The following is an 18106-nucleotide window of genomic DNA, read 5'->3' as shown; positions in this document are numbered from 1 at the left end:
ACGGGATCGTGCGATGATTCGGCGATATCCCGATGGGGAAAACTGGTGTCCAAGGCGCAATGACCCGCCACCAATGACGGGCTGATTTGGCGACCAGCTGCCCTTGGCAAGACTTCAATCCCCGGTATCAGGCATGATGGCGCAGGGCATCGATGATTACCTTCATTGCCGGAGACATCTGGCGCCTGCTGGCGTAATAGAGGTGATAGCCGGTGAAGGGTGCGCTCCAATTGTCCAGAACCGCCTGCAATCTCCCTTCGGCGATGTGCTCCTCGACAAGGTCTTCGGGAATATATGCGATCCCGTAGCCTTTCATCGCCGCGTCGATCTGGGAAATCGATGAGTTGAAGCTGAGTTGCCCGTCAACTCTGACCCGCAGTTCTCGCCCGTCCTTTTCAAACTCCCAGGTGTAAAATCCACCCCAGGTGGCCTGACGTGTATTGATGCAGACATGGCAGACCAGATCCTGGGGTGTGGCAGGGATGCCGTGTCTGGCGAAGTAGTCCGGCGAAGCCACGGCCCGGAGCCGCCAGTCCGGGCCGATCCTGACGGCAATCATGTCCCTGTCGACGCTCTCGCCCAGTCGCACGCCGGCATCGAAGCGTTCCTCGACAATATTGCGCATGCCATTGTCGCTATGGAGTTCGACATGGATATCAGGATAGTTGGTGAGTACGCGGCTCAGCTTCGGCCAGACGGTCGTTTGCAGGGCGTGATCGGACAAGGTGAGGCGCACGGTGCCTGAGGGTTTTTCACGAAAGGCGACGAGGTCCGCCAAATCCGTCTCGATCCCCTGAAATCGCGGAGCGATGGACAAAAACAGGCGCTCGCCGGCTTCCGTGGTGGCAACGCTGCGTGTCGTCCGTGTCAGGAGCCGCACGCCCAGCCGGGCTTCCAGCTGCTTGATTGTGTAGCTCAATGTCGACTGCGATGTTCCAAGCGTCGCCGCAGCCTTTGTGAAGCTCCGATCCTTAGCAACCTCCATGAACCAGAGAAGATCCTTCATGTCCTCTCGCTGCATCAAACCTCGCCAATTAATATTGAATTTCGATAAGTCCATGCGAATTAGCACGGATTGTCCGCAAAGTCGCCCGGCAATATCTTGCCGCCATTGAAAGAAACCGGGATTTTAGTGGGATCTGGGCGAATGACACTCACTTATGACGAAGAGATGGGCAGCAGGCGCGCGGCATGGAGCGCCGTGCTTTGCATGACGCTCTGCGCCTTCGTATTGATCGCTTCGGAATTCATGCCCGTCAGCCTGCTGACGCCGATCGCCGCCGATCTCGGTGTTTCGGAAGGCAATACGGGGCAGGCGATCTCCGTCTCCGGCATCTTTGCGGTCATCACCAGCCTGTTCATTGCCGGCCTGACCCGGCGGCTCGACCGGCGCCTTGTCGTGCTCGGCCTAACGGCGCTGCTGATGTTGTCCGGAATCGTGGTCACCCTTGCACCGTCTTTCCCGGTTTTGATGCTTGGCCGCGCCTTGCTCGGCATTTCGATCGGCGGCTTCTGGTCGATGTCCACCGCCATCGTGATGCTTCTTGTCTCCCATGCCCAGGTGCCGAAGGCGCTTGCCCTGCTGAATGCCGGCAATGCGGTTGCGGCAACGGTTTCCGCCCCGCTCGGCAGCCTGCTGGGCGCCTATATCGGCTGGCGCGGCGCCTTCTTTCTTGTCGTGCCGATCGGCCTGCTTGCACTCCTGTGGCAATGGATCGTCCTGCCGGAACTCCCGCCGCGGCGCGACCGCGCATCCACGAATGTCTTCAGGCTGCTTGGACGTCCAGCCGTCGCAGCGGGCATGATCGCGATCCTGCTGTTATTCATGGGCCAGTTCGCACTTTTCACCTATCTGCGGCCCTTTCTCGAACAGGTCACGCGGGTCGAAATCACGGTGCTGTCACTGCTGCTGCTGATCATGGGACTGGCCGGGGCGGTCGGAACATGGGTCATCGGTCGACTGCTGCAACGCCGTCTCTTCAGCATTCTTGTGGTCATTCCGATGATGATGGCCGGTATCGCGCTCTCCATGGTCGTCTTTGGCGAAGCGGAACGTCCAGTCGTCGCCGCCCTTGTCGGCTGGGGTTTTCTTGGAACCGCCGCACCGGTTGGCTGGGGCACCTGGCTGAGCCGCATTCTGCCCGACGATGCCGAGGCCGGCGGCGGGCTTCAGGTTGCCGTCATTCAACTGGCGATCACGGCGGGGGCCTCGGTCGGTGGAATTTTATTCGACAGTTTCGGTTGGTGGTCCGCCTTCACATTGAGCGCATTGCTGCTCTGCTGCTCCTCGCTCGCGTCTTTTGTCGCCTGGCGGCTGGCGCGGAAGCCGTCATGAAGGTGCGCCCGATGGTTCCTGCCCGACGCATCCTGCTGGCGATGGCCGCCGCGTTCATCCTGCCCGGGCGAGCCCTCAGCAAAAGCGGCGCCGACAATCAAGAGAAGACCGATTTGAAGATCAAGCTGACTTTCGGAGAAAACACGATGATGGCGACGCTCTACGGCAATCCCTCGGCGCGCGATTTTGCATCCATGCTTCCGCTCGATCTCAGGATCGCCGACTTCGGCTCCAATGAGAAGATCGCCTACCTCCCTCGAAAGTTGACAGTCGAAGGCCATGGTCCGTTCGACAACGAGCGGCGTTACGACCTTTGTTATTACATGCCCTGGGGCAATCTCGCGATGTTCTATGCCGACTACAGGCATCCCGGCCTCATTCGGCTGGGACGCTTCGATCAAGGCTACGAAGCGCTTCATATCCCTGGGGAATTTCCGCTGCGTATTGAACGCGTCCAATGAACCGAACCCCAGGAGTTCCCAGCATGAGCAAGCCAATCGAAACGAGTGAAACCTGCAATACCGGCAGGCGCAACCTGATGAAGGCAACGGGCATCGTCGCCGCCGCAATGGGCATGGTGCAGGTGGCGGGTGCGACGCAGGCCTTCGCCCAAACCTCTTCGTGGGACAAGGTCTTCGCGAAGAGCGACAATGTCGACCACCAGAAGGTCTCGTTCAGGAACCGATACGGCATTACTCTCGTAGGCGATCTTTACCTGCCAAAGAACCGCGGAGCTGCGCCTTTGGCTGCTCTTGTCGTCAGCGGCCCCTTTGGTGCCGTGAAGGAACAGTCGTCCGGCCTTTATGCACAGACCATGGCGGAGCGCGGATTTGCCGCGCTGGCGTTCGATCCGTCCTATACCGGAGAAAGCGGTGGTGAGCCCCGGAACGTCGCGTCGCCGGATATCAATACAGAGGATTTCAGTGCCGCGGTCGACTATATCGGGCTGCAATCCTACGTGGATCGCGAGCGCATCGGTGTCATCGGCATCTGCGGCTGGGGCGGCATGGCGCTGAATGCCGTGGCGGTGGACAAGCGCGTGAAGGCAGTCGTGGCCAGCACCATGTATGACATGACGCGGGTGATGTCCAAAGGCTACAACGACAGCGTTACCCTCGAACAACGCACGCAGGCGCTGGAGCAGATGAGCCGGCAGCGCTGGCAGGATGCGGAAAAGGGAAGCCCCGCCTATCAACCCCCTTATAACGATCTCAAGGGTGGCGAAGCGCAGTTCCTGATCGATTATCACGACTATTACCGGACACCGCGCGGTTACCATGCGCGCGCCGTCAACTCCGGCAATGCCTGGACGCAGACGACACCGCTGTCATTCATGAACATGCCAATCCTGACCTATATCGCCGAAATATCGCCGCGGCCGGTGATGTTCATCCATGGGGAAAAGGCGCATTCCCTCTATTTCAGCGAGACCGCTTTCGCCGCGGCTGCCGAACCGAAGGAGCTGGTGATCATTCCGGACGCCAACCACACGGACCTTTATGACCGCGCCGACAAGATCCCGTTCGACCGGATCGCCGCCTTCTTCAATCAGCATCTCGCGTAGAAGACGACCATAAACATGTGACGGCAGCCGTAGCTGCCGTCACATTATTTTACGCCTCAGGCCGGCGCGCTCGTGCGCGTCGGCACTGTCAGTGCTGCCGGCTCTAGTCCAGCATCACCATATGTGCCGGCAACTGCTCTTCGAAAAATTTCGAGAAAGTCGCAATACGGGGTGGCAGCGCCTGATAGGGCGGATAATAAAGCGTCAGCCAGAGTTCGGGTGGCACCCAGCCGGGCAGCACATGAACGAGCCGGCCGCTATGGATATGTTCGGCGATATTAAATCCCGGCAGCAGGGCCACACCGGCGCCTTCCGCTGCCATATCGGCCAGAACCTCGCCGCTATTGGCGCTGAATGCCCGGCCGGCCGATATGGTGATGCTCGATCCGCCGTCCGACAGGACCCAGTTTTCCCGCCGGCTTTCACCGCTATAGGCAAGGCAATCGTCAGGGGTCAGCTCGCCCGGATGTTCCATCTGCATAAACCGGCTGCCTGGGGCCGCCACCAATATTCTCGGCACGGCCCTGATCTTGCGCCAGATGGTGAATTTGTCCGATGGGGCCGACGAAATGCGGATCGCCAGATCGTAGTCGTCATCCACGATATTGATCAGGCCGTCCGAGAGCGAAATCTCGAAGCACATTTTCGGATAGAGTTCCCGGAAGCCGGACAGGATCGGCGGCAGCACGGTTTTGCCGAGCCATGTCGGCGCGCTGATCCTCAGACGCCCCTCATCGGCCTTGTGGGCGTTGCGGACATCGCGCCGGGCATTCTCCAGCGCCTCGACCGCGGGCTGGATCTGTGCGGCGAAGATCGCCCCGTCCGTCGTCAAGGAAACCTGCCGGGTGGTGCGGACGAATAATTGCACACCGAGATCGTCTTCAAGCGCGGCAATAGCACGGGTGACGGCGGCTGCCGTCATGCCCAGTTCGCGGGCGACCTGCGCGAAGTTGCGCTTTTCGGCCGCCATCAGAAAGGTCTTGAGAGCTTTATGATCGTTCATCGCCATTATTTCAAAAATCGCAATTCATTCGAGAAAAATATTGCAATTCCGCGATGCAATCAAGCGGGTTACATCTTTGTCCATCGAAACGGACACACCAAAGATGAAAGGCGCCGACGATGATCAAGGATATCAAGGGCCTGCACCACGTCACCTCCATGGCGTCGGACGCGCGGCAGAACAACAGTTTCTTCACTGATACGCTCGGCCTGCGCCGGGTGAAGAAAACCGTCAACTTCGACGAACCCAGCGTCTATCACCTTTATTACGGCGACGAAAAGGGAACGCCCGGCACGGTCATGACCTATTTTCCCTTCGCCAACATGATGGCCGGCCGTCCCGGCGTCGGCGAGGTGGGCGAGACGCAGTTTTCCATTCCGAAGGGTTCGCTGGGTTTCTGGAAAGAGCGTCTCCTTGCCAAGGGCGCTGCCGGCATTCAGGCCGACACGGTCTTCGGCGCCAATCGCCTGCGCTTCACCGGCCCCGATGGCGATGGTCTTGCTCTGATCGAAACAGGCGACGACGCCCGTGCCGCCTGGCTGGCCGAGGGAATTTCCGAAGACAACGCCATACGCGGTTTCACCGGCGCACGGTTCAATTTGCACGACACTGCCGCAACCGAAGAACTGCTGCGTTTCATGGGTTATGAGCGGACTGACGTTGAAGGCAATGTGACGCGTTTCGTCATTCCCGGCGGTAACGGGGCAGATACGATCGATCTTGTGGCCCTGCCCAAGACACCCTTTGCCCGTTCGGGAGCGGGCTCGGTCCACCATATCGCCTTCGCAGTCGAAAACCGCGAGAAGCAGCTGGAAGTGCGCAAGGCGCTGATGGATACTGGTTATCAGGTCACGCCCGTCATCGACCGCGATTATTTCTGGGCGATCTATTTCCGCACGCCGGGCGGCATCCTGTTCGAGGTCGCCACCAATGAGCCCGGTTTCGATCGCGACGAGGATACCGCGCATCTGGGCGAAGCGCTCAAGCTGCCGAGCCGCTATGAGCCTTTCCGCAACCAGATCGAGGCGAACCTCGCTCCGCTTGCAGCGTAAAGCGGGTCTCTGATCCGCATCCACTGACCAAGATACCCTCGCTTTTCAAGACGGCTGCCCCTGCCGGGCAGCCGGCCGGCGAAGCCTTCTCAATTTCCACCGCCGTAGATCGGCAACCACCACCTGAACGGAGAACTGAAAATGTCCAAGCTCGAAGTCCTTACCCCCGCCAACAGCCAGCTCATCTTCATCGACCAGCAGCCGCAGATGGCTTTCGGTGTGCAGTCTATCGACCGGCAGACCCTGAAGAACAATGTCGTCGGCCTCGCCAAGGCGGCAAAGATTTTCAACATTCCGACGACCATCACCACGGTCGAAACGGAAAGCTTCTCCGGCAACACCTTTCCGGAACTGCTTGCGGTCTTCCCTGAAAACGACATTCTCGAACGCACTTCGATGAATTCCTGGGATGACCAGAATGTCCGCGATGCGCTGGCGAAGAACGCCGCCGGTGGCCGCAAGAAGATCGTCGTCTCCGGCCTGTGGACGGAAGTGTGCAACACCACCTTTGCGCTCTCCGCACTCCACGATGTCGCAGATTACGAGATCTACATGGTGGCGGACGCCTCCGGCGGCACCTCTCTCGATGCGCATAAATATGCCATGGACCGCATGGTGCAGGCCGGCATCATTCCCGTCACCTGGCAGCAGGTGCTGCTCGAATGGCAGCGCGACTGGGCGCGCAAGGAAACCTATGACGCCGTCACCTCGCTGGTGAAGGAACATTCCGGCGCCTACGGCATGGGCATCGACTATGCCGTCACCCATGTCCATGGCGGTGAAGAACGCGTCAAGCACGGCAAGCGCATCGGCCCCAACCCGGCCAAGAAATAAGCTTTCAACCACGCCGCGCCGGCAGGATCGTCATCCAGCCCGGTGCGGCTTTCACCCATCCGGAGGTTCCCATGAAAGTCTATCTTCTGTCCCTTGGCGCTGGCCTGCTGGTCGGTATCGTTTACAGCCTGCTCAATGTGCGTTCTCCCGCACCGCCCGTCATCGCTCTCGTCGGTCTGCTCGGCATCCTGGTTGGAGAGCAGATCATTCCTTTCGCAAAGACGATTGCCGGCAAGGAACCGGCCGTCGTTTCGTGGATCAACCAGATCAAGCCGCACATGTTCGGCCATATGCCGAAGGGTGGCGCTGAAACCACGGGTCTCGCCGAAGTTAAACAGCCGATCAACCGGGAGAGAAGCTGATGCCGACACGACGCACCTTTCTTGGTGCGGCCTCGAGCCTTGCCTTTCCGAATCTGTTTTCACCGGCTAAGGCCGCTGATCCCATCAAGACCGGAGGTTCTTCCATGCATCCAGATACGATCCTTCACAACGGCCGCGTCACGACGCTTGATCGCGGCAATCCCAATGCAACGGCAGTCGCCATCAAGGATGGCCTGTTCCTGGAAGTCGGAAACGATGCCGAGGTCATGGCCCTTGCCGGGTCGGATACGAAGATCGTCGACCTGAAGGGCAAGCGGGTTCTGCCCGGCCTGATCGACAACCACACCCACGTCGTGCGCGGTGGCCTGAACTTCAACATGGAACTGCGCTGGGACGGCGTGCGCTCGCTTGCCGATGCCATGGACATGCTGAAGCGGCAGGTGGCGATCACGCCGGCCCCGCAATGGGTGCGGGTCGTGGGCGGTTTCACCGAGCATCAATTCGTTGAAAAGCGCCTGCCGACCATCGAGGAGATCAATGCGGTGGCGCCGGATACGCCGGTCTTCCTGCTGCATCTTTACGACCGGGCGCTGCTGAACGGTGCGGCACTTCGCGCCGTCGGTTACACCAGGGATACGCCGAACCCGCCCGGCGGCGAGATCACCCGCGACGCCAACGGCAATCCGACCGGCCTGCTGCTCGCCAAGCCGAATGCCGGCATCCTCTATTCGACGCTTGCCAAGGGGCCGAAGCTGCCGCTCGACTATCAGGTCAATTCCACCCGCCACTTCATGCGTGAGCTGAACCGGCTGGGCGTGACGGGCGTGATCGATGCCGGCGGCGGCTTCCAGAATTATCCTGACGATTACGAGGTGATCCAGAAGCTGTCGGATGAGAACCAGATGACGGTTCGGCTGGCCTACAACCTCTTCACGCAGAAGCCGAAACAGGAGAAGGAGGATTTCCTCAACTGGACGCAATCGGTCAAATACAAGCAGGGCAACGACTATTTCCGGCACAATGGTGCGGGCGAAATGCTGGTCTTTTCCGCTGCCGATTTCGAGGATTTCCGTCAGCCGCGGCCCGATATGCCACCGGAGATGGAAGGCGAGCTTGAAGACGTTGTCCGGATTCTGGCGGAAAACCGCTGGCCCTGGCGTCTGCATGCCACCTATGACGAGACGATTTCGCGGGCGCTGGATGTCTTCGAAAAGGTCAACCGGGATATCCCGCTCGAAGGGTTGAACTGGTTCTTCGACCATGCCGAAACCATCTCCGACCGCTCCATCGACCGTATCGCAGCCCTTGGCGGCGGTATCGCCACCCAGCACCGCATGGCCTATCAGGGCGAATATTTCGTCGAGCGTTATGGTCAGGGCGTGGCGGAAGCCACACCGCCGATTGCGAGAATGCTGGAAAAGGGCGTGAATGTTTCGGCCGGTACGGATGCAACGCGTGTCGCCTCCTATAATCCCTGGGTGTCGCTGTTCTGGATGGTGACGGGCAAGACGGTCGGTGGCATGCAGCTTTATCCGCGCGCCAATTGCCTCGATCGCGAGACGGCTCTGCGCATGTGGACCGAAAAAGTCACCTGGTTCTCGAACGAGGAGGGCAAAAAGGGCCGCATCGAAAAAGGCCAGTTCGCCGATCTCGTGGTGCCGGACAAGGATTATTTCTCCTGCGCGGAAGATGAGATTTCCTTCCTCACCTCGGAACTGACCATGGTGGGCGGCAAGATCGTTTATGGCGCCGGTGACTTCAAGGCACTGGATGAAAGCAATATTCCGCCGGCGATGCCCGACTGGTCGCCTGTGCGAACCTTCGGCGGTTATGCCGCCTGGGGTGAGCCGCAGGGCGCTGGAAAGAATTCACTCAGACGGGCTGCGATCTCCTCCTGCGGCTGCGCCAATGATTGCGGCGTTCACGGCCACGACCACGCCGGCGCATGGACGTCGAAATTGCCGATTGCCGATCTGAAGGGCTTTTTCGGAGCGCTGGGTTGCTCCTGCTGGGCAGTCTGAGCCCGGCCGCCACAAAAATCCACCGGGCAGCGGACAGCTGCCCGGACTGGCGTGAATGGGATAATGTTGCAAATTACGCAATTATATCGAAATTATTGATGCAATTGTTGGCGGTAATCCTTTGCGCCAATATCGCTCCATCAGATGAACGCAGCGCCGCTCGAACCGACCGGCCAGATCGCAGGAGCAAAAAATGACCGAGCCGTCTTCAACCCTTCGCTTTCGCGGGCTTCTCGCGGATATCGTTGCCGCACCCGCCACAAAAACCCTAGCGCTTCTGGCGCTCTGCTCGGCCTATATTCAGGGGCCGCTGACCAAGATCTTCGACTTTCCCGGCGCGATTGCGGAGATGAACCATTTCGGCCTTCAGCCGGCGGTCGCATTCGCTGTCGTCGTCATCCTTTTCGAGCTCGCCGCCTCCGCACTGGTGGTGTCGGGCTTCCTGCGCTGGGCCGGTGCGCTGGCGCTTGCAGGCTTCACGCTTCTCGCCACCTTCATCGCTCTCCGCTTCTGGGAAATGGCGCCCGGCATGGACCGCATGATGGCCACCAACGCCTTCTTCGAACATCTTGGCCTTGCCGGTGCCTTCATCATCGTCGCCGCAATCGATCTCACGAAAGGAACAGGCAAATGAGTGCCGCAAAAACCTCCGCGAGCAGCTTTGCTCCCCTTGCGCAACCGGTTTTCGCTGTTCTCTGGGCGGCGACGGTGCTCGGCAATACCGGCAGCTTCATGCGCGATGTCGCCAGTTCATGGCTGATGACCGATCTTTCGGCCTCGCCGGCGGCCGTCGCCATGGTTCAGGCGGCCGGAACCCTGCCGATCTTTCTTCTGGCGATCCCGGCCGGCGTGCTGACCGACATTCTCGACCGCCGCAAGTTCCTGATCGCGGTGCAGCTTCTGCTGGCCTCGGTCAGCGTCACCCTCATGGTTCTTTCCCATACGGGCCTTTTGTCCGTCAGCGCGCTGATCGGGCTCACCTTCCTCGGCGGCATCGGCGCTGCGCTGATGGGGCCGACCTGGCAGGCCATCGTGCCGGAACTGGTGAAACGTGAGGATATCAAAAGCGCCGTGGCGCTGAATTCGCTGGGCATCAACATCGCCCGTTCCATCGGTCCCGCCGCCGGCGGCATCCTTCTTGCGGCCTTCGGGGCGGCCTTCACCTATGGCGCCGATGTCGCAAGCTATTTCGTGGTCATCGCCGCGCTTCTATGGTGGCCGCGGGCAAAGAACGCCAATGATGCACTGGCCGAAGGTTTCTTCGGCGCATTCCGGGCGGGCCTTCGTTATACCCGCGCCAGCCGGCCGCTGCATGTCGTCCTGCTGCGGGCTGCGATCTTCTTTGCATTCGCCAGTGCCGTCTGGGCGCTGTTGCCTCTGGTCGCCCGGCAATTGCTCGGCGGAGATGCCAGCTTCTACGGTATCCTGCTCGGCGCTGTCGGGGCAGGCGCCATCGGCGGTGCGTTGGTCATGCCGAAGCTGCGCGAACGGTTCGATGCCGATGCCCTGCTGCTGGGTGCGGCTCTCACCACCGCGCTCGTCATGGCCGGGCTGTCCTTCGCGCCGCCAAAATGGCTTGCCATCGTCATCCTGCTGTTTCTCGGCGGTGCCTGGATCACGGCGCTGACGACGCTGAATGGCGCAGCCCAGGCAGTTCTGCCGAACTGGGTGCGTGGCCGTGGCCTTGCCGTCTACCTCACCGTCTTCAATGGCGCGATGACGGCAGGCAGCCTTGGCTGGGGTGCTGTTGGTGAAGCCACAGGCGTGCCGGGTGCGTTGCTGATCGGCGCTGCGGGATTGCTGGTTGCGGGCCTCGTCATGCACCGCCTGAAACTGCCTGCGGGCGATGCGGATATGGTGCCGTCCAACCATTGGCCCGAACCGCTCGTGGCCGAGCCGGTGGCCCATGATCGCGGCCCGGTTCTCATCCTCATCGAATATAATGTCGAAAAGCATCACCGCTCCGCTTTCCTGCATGCACTGGACGAGCTTTCCCAGGAACGTCGCCGCGATGGCGCCTATGGCTGGGGTGTGACGGAGGACTCCGCCGATCCGCAGAAGATCGTCGAATGGTTCATGGTGGAATCCTGGGCCGAGCATCTGCGTCAACACAAGCGGGTTTCCCATGCAGATGCGGATTTGCAGGGCAAGGTGCTGGCTTATCATTCCGGGCTGGAAAAGCCGGTGGTGCGGCACTTCCTCACAATCAACCGTCCGGGGAAGGCGTAAAACGGAAAGGGGCCGAAAAGGCCCCTTTTTCGTTATTGCGTGATCCGCTCCAGCACACGGCTCAGTGCATCTTTCAGGGCCCCTGAACCGCCCTTGCCGTCGAAATCCAGCAGCACCTGCTCGTTGAGGCCGCCCTTGGTGGCGAATTCACGGCTGAGATCGATGAAATCCGTTCTGCTGCCGGCAAGCATGGCCACCTCGGACAGGCCGGCAAAGAGGGGCGCGAGATAGGCGCGCGCCTTTTCTTCCGGCAGACCGTTCTCGGCAAGCCATTCCGTCGTGGTTTGCATGATGCCGAAATAGGTGGCCATCAGAGCGCTGGCGGCGGCCAAAAGATCGTATTCCGCCTTGGTCTCGCATTCCACCGCATTGCCGAGCACGTTGAAGATAGCAGCTGTATCCATATCGGCAGGATAAATGGCGGTGACGCCCTTGCGCCGGGCAACGAAGGGCAGCGGGATCGCCTGGCTGAGACGCACATCCGCGCCGATCCACTCCAGAAGCGCCTCACGGCCGGTTGCGGCAACGACGCTGACGATCTTCTGCCCGTCCCGGAACCGCAGGGGCCGGATGACTTCTTCAGCGATCTGCGGCCGGATAGCCAGCATGACGGTATCGCAGCCATCGACGATTGCCTGATTGTCGCCGGAGACGATCACCTGCGGGAAATCGGCGGCAAGTCTCGCCGAGATATCGGCACTGCGCTGGGACACCATGACATGCGGCACGGCGGCAGGTCTGGCGAGCAGGCCCCTGACCATTGCATCGGTGATGGCTCCCGTTCCGATAAAACCGATTTTCTGAGGAAGTGACATGATTGCTCCGCTGCGGCGTTTCGCGCGATGCTAATTTTTCCGTCCGGAATTGTCGACAAGCAGAGGGGGAAATTTGCGGTCGAGGCTGAGGCGGGACCCGTCGAATGCCGGCTGATCGATACGTTCACAGACCGGAACCACCTCCGCGCTGTTTCGGCGGCGTGGTTATGCCGGCGTGGGACTGGCTGAAATTCTTGCGGAGACGGGCCTGCCGAAAGGCTCCCTCTATTATCATTTTCCCGGTGGCAAGGAGCAGCTTGCCGCCGAGGCGACGCGATGGGCGGGCCAGAAGGTGGCAGAGTTGATCGACGCGAGTTTCGAGGACGCGGAGAGCTTCGCTTCGGGCTCGGTGGCGCTGTGCCGTGCGATAGTCCGCCTCTCGCAGGAAAATGGCCGTATCATGGGTTGCCCGGTGCTCAGCATCATTCAGGCCGGCGATGAAAAGCCCGATTTGCGCCAGATCGGTGCGGATGTGCTCAGCGACTGGACCGCAAGGATCGCAGCTCAGGCAAGACGCCTGAGCAGTCACGATCCGCAGACCGATGCCGAAAGACTGGTGATCGGGCTGCAGGGCGCGTGGGTTGTTTCACTGGCCCGTCAGGATGTCACGTCGTTTAAGACACTGGAGAGCAGCCTGCGTCAGTCTGCCTAAGCGTATGCCGGTGCGTTTTCACGCGGAGGCCTGATCGGAGCCATCGGTGCTTCTGATTACTGCATGCTGCGGAGTAAATGAAAAGCGCGGCCGCCTTCAGGCTGGCCGCGCTTGTTGTCGTTGCCGTAGGAGAGACAGGGCTGCTTTACGTCTCTTTAGGTTGCTGTTTTCCCGATGCCGGCTGATCCGTGGCGTTCGCGATTGATGCAGCCAACAAAGCCTGTGTCGGGTCCGTACCCTTGAAGCCGGCCTGCGCAAGGATTTCGTCAAGAACCGGCTTTTGCGCAGTGAAGCTGAGAAGCTGGCTCGAAAGATCGCCGAGGCCATTGCCGTTTTTGACGTCGCCGCCGCCACCGAGGGCGCCGGCCAGATTACCGGCGCTGAAGATGCGGATATCGGAGATCTTTTCGATGGGCTTCATCGCCTCGGAAAGTGCTTCGGGAATGATGGCGATCCTTGCACGGGCGAGCTCGAATGCGATGATGTCGCCCGATAGCGCATTGCGTGCATCGTTCTTTGCGCGTTCCGCCTGCGCCTCTGCATCGCCAAGCGCGATGACGCCTTCGGCACGGATTTTCGCGGCCTGTGCCTCGGCTTCGGCGCCGATCTTGGTGGCGGCAGCCAGGTTTTCGGCGGCTTGCCGTTCGGCTTCCGCCTTTACCGTGATGGCCGTCGCTTCCTGCTCTGCCGCCTTGCGGGCGTCGATCACGGCGATGCGCTTGGCGCGTTCGGCTATTTCCACTTCGCGGGCTGTTGCCACCTGTTCTTCCGCAGTGATGGCGGAAGCCTTGGCTTCGTCCGCCTTGGCGCGGGCAGCCTGTTCCTGCTCCACCTTCTGCGCCACGGCGATAGCGGCTTCGATTCGCGCCGTTTCGGTGATCTTGCGCGCTTCCGCCTCGCGTTCGGCAATACCGCGCTCGGCTTCGATGCGGGCGGTTTCACGCGCCTGGCGGGCTTGAGCATCCCGTTCGGCGATGCCGCGTTCCGTATCGAGCTTTGCCGTTTCCTCGTTGAGGCGGGCCGCCTGCTCGGCCCTTGCCGCTTCCGCCCGGGTTTCCGCCGTCTTGTTGGCGATATCGCGCTCCTGCGTCAGTTCCGCATCGCGCTGTTCGCGTTCGATGGTCAAGCGCCGCAGCACCGCTTCGCGGTCCTTCGTGGCAATTTCGACTTCGTTGTCGCGGACGATCTGGTTGCGTTCGCGTTTACGCTCTTCGGTGATCCGGGTGAGCGCCGTCAGGCCTTCCGCGTCGAACGAGTTGTTGGGGTTGAAGTGCTTGATGTCGGTTTGATCGAGGCGTGTCAGCGAGACCGATTCCAGTTCCAGACCGTTGGACTGCAGATCGTGCGCCACGGCCGCCTGTACGGATTTGACGAATTCGGCACGCTGCTCCTGAAGATCGCGCAGCGACATGGTGGCTGCAACCGAGCGCAAACCATCGACAAATTTCGCTTCGACCAGTGACTTCAGTGCATCGGCATCATTTGTCCGGTCGCCGAGTGTCTGGGCGGCAAGTGCGATGTTTTCTGCATCGGGTTTAACCCGCACGTAAAATTCGGCGGTGATGTCGGCCCGCATGCGATCCTTGGTGATCAGGGATTCATGTTCTGATCTTTTCACTTCCAGTCGCAATGTGCTGAGCGAGACCCAGGAATAGGAATGGAAGATCGGCAGGATGATGGCGCCGCCATCGAGAACGACTTTCTTACCGCCGAGGCCGGTCCTTACATAGGCTTTGTCGCGTGTCGACCGCGTGTAGAGCGATGTCATGATGATGCCAATGACGACGATGGCCGTGACGATGGCCCCCGCAATCAGGCCCAGAGAAAAGAAATCCATGGTGAGTTAGCCCCTATGATGCCCGCTATGGTGAATTTCCAGGTCCGTCGGTACGGGAATGGCCTGAAAAAGCCCATCCGCACCGTCGACGATCAATACCTGCGCACCCGTATCGATCGTGTGACCGGATGCAGCCTGGGTGCGCAGGAAGTGAATATTCTCGTGCCGGTCCTTGACCCGCACGGTGCCGGGCTTGCCCTGATCGAGAGGCCCGATGGTGACAGTGCCCACAAGTCCCAGAAAATCGGTCTGCTCGAGCGCGTTTGTCTCATCGCGTGGAATGACCTTCGCAATGGCGCGGCTGAGTGACCGCGTGGCCGGAAGGGCGGCGGCAATGGCGCCCGTCATGGCCAGATAGGGCGGCAATGGCCCGAGCGGCGTTGCGGAAGCGACCCCCTGAATGAAGAACCCGGCGACGGAAAAAGCCGAGAGCAGGATGACTGCCAGAACAAGAAGCGGCACGCCGCCCGCATTAAGCCAGGACATCCAGCTGCCGAGTAACCCCGCCTCGGCATCGCCGGGCGCGTGGTAACTGAAGTTGTCGTCAAGCAGTCCCGAAGCCGATACACCAAGAAGGACCGAGAGGAGTTCGACGATGCCGAGGCCGAAGACCGTCAGCAAGGCGATCCAGAAGGGAGCAGTGCCTGGCTGGACAATGCTCTCCATCAGCGCTGCCCCTCACGAAATGCCTTGAGTCGTGCTTCGATGGCGCTCTGGCGCTGCATCCGGCCGAGTTCTTCAACCTCCGCCGTTCCGTTATTGGGCTTGGCGGGGGTGCCGGTTACTCTTTCGATGGCGTCGAGCGCGTCAGCCAGACGGCGGTCGTTGCGCTGGGATGGGGTCGTATCGGTTGCCGGTGCGATGCGTTCGGCGCGCTTGGCGTCCTCAAGCCGCTTTTGCGCATCCGCCTTTGCGGAGGCGATGCTGCGCAATGTGGTTTCCGCCTCGGCAATTTCGGCAGCGTTCTCGAGAATCGCCTTGTTCAGCGCTTCCCGCTGCGCTTCCAGATCGATCTGCAGCCCGGTTGCCGCGCGGGCCAAATCCTCGCGGCCGTTTTCAAGTCCGATCCTGATCTTGTCGTCGAGGTCGCGAATTTCTTCGTCGAGATCGGCGGCCTTGGCTTTCAGGCGATGGCCGGCTGCGACCGCCACGCCAAGCGCGGATCGGGCCTCATCGGCGATCTGAGCGATTTCCCGCACCGCCTGCTGCGCTACGGCGACCGGATTGGACGCCTCCGCCGCATCGACAGCGTTGTTCATGACACCGGCGATGACACGCCCGAGTCGCCCAAGAATACCTTCATTGTTCATCGAAGCCTCCCTGCTTGGTTGAAGGCCGGTTTTGATTCCGGCATGGATGCTGATGGTTTCGCCCTCGAACACGAGGCGCGCTTCTGAAAAGTCATTCCAGCCGTCGTGATAGCCACGAACGGTATAGGGCACCACGACGCGGCCCGAGAGGGTGGCGATGCTCACCGTATCCGGCCCCTTGACCGAAAAGAGCTTGCTGTCGAGCGGAATGTCCCGCACCGGCTCTTGCGGATCGCGCTGGCTATGGTCGCGCAGAGCCAGCGTCACCATGCGGGAAGGAAGGCTGGTCTTGACCCTGATCTCTTCATAAGCTGCCGCATGCAAGGCGACGAGATTGGCGCCTTCAGTCCGGTCAAGGATCGCCATCGCCCGCCGATAGGCAAGGAGCGTTTCTTCGAGAGAAGAGCGGTTCCCCTCCGAGAGATTCAGTGCCAGGACAACGTTGGACAAAAGTTTCGCGCTCATGCGAAATATATAAAGCACTTCATTTGTGCTTTCAAGATATGACCCTTGCGAAAGGAGAGGTTGGTTCATGAAAAAAGCAATCATATTCGACTGCGAGTTCCTCTGCCTGGAAGGTTCCCAGCGCAGGTTCTGGTGTGCGGCTCATGATCCCGATCCGGTTATTGCGCAGATTGGTGCCGTCAGGCTTGGGCTGGAGGGCGATTTTCCGTTTCTGGGGACCTATAAGGCCTATATATGTCCGGTCGACCGTCATGGCGGAAGATATGCGATCGATCCGTTCTTTACCCGGCTGACGGGGATCACCGGGGAGATCATCGATGCGGAAGGCGTTCCCTTGCAGGAGGCCCTTTCAAGCTTCGACAGTTTCTCGGAAGGTGCCCAATGCTGGTCATGGGGCAAGGACGAGCTGAATATGGTGGCGATCAGCTGCTATGTCGCCGGCATACAGTCGCCCATCCCTGCCGGGCGTTTCGACAATGCCGTCAAACTTCTGCTTGCAGCGGGAATGCCGGTGGAGGATCTGGCAAAAACGCCGAGCAACAGGCTGGCCGACTATTTCGGCGTCGAGCATCCGCCATTGCAGGGGCACGATGCGCTCGATGATGCGCTTTCAGTTTCCTATACGCTGCAACATCTGCTGAGGGGCGGAAAACTGAGGCCGGAAGCGTTCGGCGTTTAGCCGGTGTCAGACGGATTGCGTCACGATCCCGGCCGATGTTCGCGAAAGGCGGCGGCGAGCGTGCGTAAGGCTTCCCGGGATCTGCTGTCCGTCAGGGTCGAGAACATGATGATTTCCGTAGAGGGCAGGGGCGGCAGGCCAAAACGCTGGCTGACCTCCACGGTGCCGGGCGGTGCGAGGCGGGAGGAAAAGGCGGAAACCGCAAGCCCGGCCGAAACGGCGGCGGTCACCATCGACGATGTGCCGCCGAGAAATACCTCCGTCCACGCAATCGCAGCCGCATCCAGGGCGCGGGTGGCGATGTCACGCACGCCACAGGCGGGCGAGAGCGCCGCCAGACGCAGCGGTTCACCCTGACGGTGTTCAAATTGCGGGGTTGCATACCAGCCGAAATGTTCCGGCCCGAGCACCTCGCCGTCGCGCCGGTCGTCCTCGCGCCGGATGATTGCCGCATCGATCTCCCCACGGTCGAAGGCATCAAGCAGGGATCGGGAATGATCCATGCGCACTTCGATCGTAAGTCCGGGGTCGTGGTCGTTGAGACGTGCAAGCAGGGTCGGAACCTCCGGTCCCGCCACATGGGCGGCGATGCCAAGGCCGAAGCGGCGGCGCGGGGAGGAAAGACCCGCCAGCGCCCGGTCATGCGCGGCGAGAAACTCGCGGGCGGGCGCCAGAAACACCGCACCCTGTGCTGAAAGCCGCACTGAGCGCGGCGTGCGTTCGAGCAGCCGCTGGCCGAGCCTGTCTTCCAGCCGCTTGAGCTTGACGCTGATGGCGCCCTGGGTGGTGCCGAGCGCTTCGGCAGCGCGGGTGAAGCTCTGCATATCGGCGATGGTAACGAAGGCTTCGACGGCCTCCACATCCAGCGTGCTCATATTGATTATTCCAATTTGTTGTCTCTGAAATAGCCAATCATCCAATTCAGTTATGGTCAAGCTTTGTCTAGCGTGCCTCTTCCACAGATCGGTTTTCGCAAGTGCGGGCCGA

18 protein-coding genes are annotated in these 18106 nt (G+C 60.6%); 11 read left to right on the top strand and 7 right to left on the bottom strand.

Going from position 1 to position 18106, the window contains the following annotated elements:
- Positions 1-127: 127 nt before the first annotated feature.
- The gene (locus tag BTE54_RS20025; protein WP_143240758.1) at positions 128-1021 is read right to left on the bottom strand and encodes a LysR family transcriptional regulator; all 894 of its coding nucleotides are present in this window, start codon (positions 1019-1021) and stop codon (positions 128-130) included.
- Between the two features lie 126 nt (positions 1022-1147).
- Here BTE54_RS20025 and BTE54_RS20020 point away from each other — a divergent pair, with 126 nt between their 5' ends.
- From BTE54_RS20020 to BTE54_RS20010, 3 genes are read left to right on the top strand one after another with little or no spacing between them, the layout of a single operon-like run.
- Entirely contained in the window at positions 1148-2335 is a 1188-nt protein-coding gene (locus BTE54_RS20020; protein ID WP_078053719.1) for an MFS transporter, read from the top strand.
- The gene (locus BTE54_RS20015) at positions 2332-2796 is read left to right on the top strand and encodes a cyclophilin-like fold protein (protein ID WP_078053718.1); all 465 of its coding nucleotides are present in this window, start codon (positions 2332-2334) and stop codon (positions 2794-2796) included. Before BTE54_RS20020 ends, BTE54_RS20015 begins: the two co-directional genes overlap by 4 nt.
- 23 nt (positions 2797-2819) lie before the next feature.
- Positions 2820-3899 (top strand): alpha/beta hydrolase, encoded by a 1080-nt coding sequence (locus tag BTE54_RS20010; protein ID WP_078053717.1) that lies wholly within the window; start codon positions 2820-2822, stop codon positions 3897-3899.
- Positions 3900-4002: 103 nt separating this feature from the next.
- Here the strand turns inward: BTE54_RS20010 and BTE54_RS20005 are convergent, their stop codons facing one another.
- Positions 4003-4902 carry a LysR family transcriptional regulator gene (locus BTE54_RS20005; RefSeq protein ID WP_078053716.1) on the bottom strand — a complete coding sequence of 300 codons (900 nt, stop codon included), beginning with the start codon at positions 4900-4902 and terminating at the stop codon, positions 4003-4005.
- Positions 4903-5021: 119 nt separating this feature from the next.
- Here BTE54_RS20005 and BTE54_RS20000 point away from each other — a divergent pair, with 119 nt between their 5' ends.
- The 6 genes from BTE54_RS20000 (at position 5022) to BTE54_RS19975 (ending at position 11361) form a co-directional block, all read left to right on the top strand.
- A complete protein-coding gene (locus tag BTE54_RS20000) occupies positions 5022-5954 on the top strand; it encodes a VOC family protein (RefSeq protein WP_078053715.1) in 933 nt (310 codons plus the stop codon).
- A 141-nt stretch (positions 5955-6095) separates the two neighbouring features.
- Positions 6096-6788 carry a hydrolase gene (locus BTE54_RS19995; RefSeq protein WP_078053714.1) on the top strand — a complete coding sequence of 231 codons (693 nt, stop codon included), beginning with the start codon at positions 6096-6098 and terminating at the stop codon, positions 6786-6788.
- A 71-nt stretch (positions 6789-6859) separates the two neighbouring features.
- Complete coding sequence (locus BTE54_RS19990; RefSeq protein ID WP_065657451.1) at positions 6860-7150, top strand: XapX domain-containing protein; 291 nt, start codon at positions 6860-6862, stop codon at positions 7148-7150.
- Positions 7150-9132 carry an amidohydrolase gene (locus BTE54_RS19985; RefSeq protein WP_078053713.1) on the top strand — a complete coding sequence of 661 codons (1983 nt, stop codon included), beginning with the start codon at positions 7150-7152 and terminating at the stop codon, positions 9130-9132. Before BTE54_RS19990 ends, BTE54_RS19985 begins: the two co-directional genes overlap by 1 nt.
- Before the next feature lie 193 nt (positions 9133-9325).
- Positions 9326-9766 carry a DoxX family protein gene (locus BTE54_RS19980; RefSeq protein ID WP_078053712.1) on the top strand — a complete coding sequence of 147 codons (441 nt, stop codon included), beginning with the start codon at positions 9326-9328 and terminating at the stop codon, positions 9764-9766.
- Complete coding sequence (locus BTE54_RS19975) at positions 9763-11361, top strand: MFS transporter (RefSeq protein WP_078053711.1); 1599 nt, start codon at positions 9763-9765, stop codon at positions 11359-11361. Before BTE54_RS19980 ends, BTE54_RS19975 begins: the two co-directional genes overlap by 4 nt.
- Positions 11362-11393: 32 nt before the next feature.
- Here BTE54_RS19975 and BTE54_RS19970 read toward each other — a convergent pair whose 3' ends face one another.
- Positions 11394-12176: a pyrroline-5-carboxylate reductase gene (locus tag BTE54_RS19970; protein WP_078053710.1), complete on the bottom strand. Its 783-nt coding sequence runs from the start codon at positions 12174-12176 to the stop codon at positions 11394-11396.
- A 118-nt stretch (positions 12177-12294) separates the two neighbouring features.
- Here BTE54_RS19970 and BTE54_RS19965 point away from each other — a divergent pair, with 118 nt between their 5' ends.
- Entirely contained in the window at positions 12295-12828 is a 534-nt protein-coding gene (locus BTE54_RS19965) for a TetR/AcrR family transcriptional regulator (RefSeq protein ID WP_078053709.1), read from the top strand.
- A gap of 145 nt (positions 12829-12973) precedes the next feature.
- Here the strand turns inward: BTE54_RS19965 and BTE54_RS19960 are convergent, their stop codons facing one another.
- From BTE54_RS19960 to BTE54_RS19950, 3 genes are read right to left on the bottom strand one after another with little or no spacing between them, the layout of a single operon-like run.
- On the bottom strand, positions 12974-14665 hold the full coding sequence (locus BTE54_RS19960; RefSeq protein WP_078053708.1) for a flotillin domain-containing protein: 1692 nt from the start codon (positions 14663-14665) through the stop codon (positions 12974-12976).
- A gap of 6 nt (positions 14666-14671) precedes the next feature.
- A complete protein-coding gene (locus BTE54_RS19955) occupies positions 14672-15331 on the bottom strand; it encodes an OB-fold-containig protein (protein WP_078053707.1) in 660 nt (219 codons plus the stop codon).
- On the bottom strand, positions 15331-16425 hold the full coding sequence (locus BTE54_RS19950; protein WP_143240751.1) for a PspA/IM30 family protein: 1095 nt from the start codon (positions 16423-16425) through the stop codon (positions 15331-15333). Before BTE54_RS19950 ends, BTE54_RS19955 begins: the two co-directional genes overlap by 1 nt.
- An 82-nt stretch (positions 16426-16507) precedes the next feature.
- On the opposite strand from BTE54_RS19950, the gene BTE54_RS19945 reads away from it, so the two are divergent.
- Positions 16508-17119 (top strand): 3'-5' exonuclease, encoded by a 612-nt coding sequence (locus BTE54_RS19945; protein ID WP_078053705.1) that lies wholly within the window; start codon positions 16508-16510, stop codon positions 17117-17119.
- Between the two features lie 20 nt (positions 17120-17139).
- Here BTE54_RS19945 and BTE54_RS19940 read toward each other — a convergent pair whose 3' ends face one another.
- On the bottom strand, positions 17140-17994 hold the full coding sequence (locus BTE54_RS19940) for a LysR substrate-binding domain-containing protein (protein WP_003522061.1): 855 nt from the start codon (positions 17992-17994) through the stop codon (positions 17140-17142).
- Positions 17995-18106 lie beyond the last annotated feature (112 nt).

It is taken from the genome of Agrobacterium sp. YIC 4121, assembly GCF_002008205.1.
Classification (GTDB): Bacteria; Pseudomonadota; Alphaproteobacteria; order Rhizobiales; family Rhizobiaceae; genus Agrobacterium; species Agrobacterium leguminum.
Note: the sequence above shows the minus strand (reverse complement) of the source record. Positions and strands in the feature narration are given on the sequence as shown.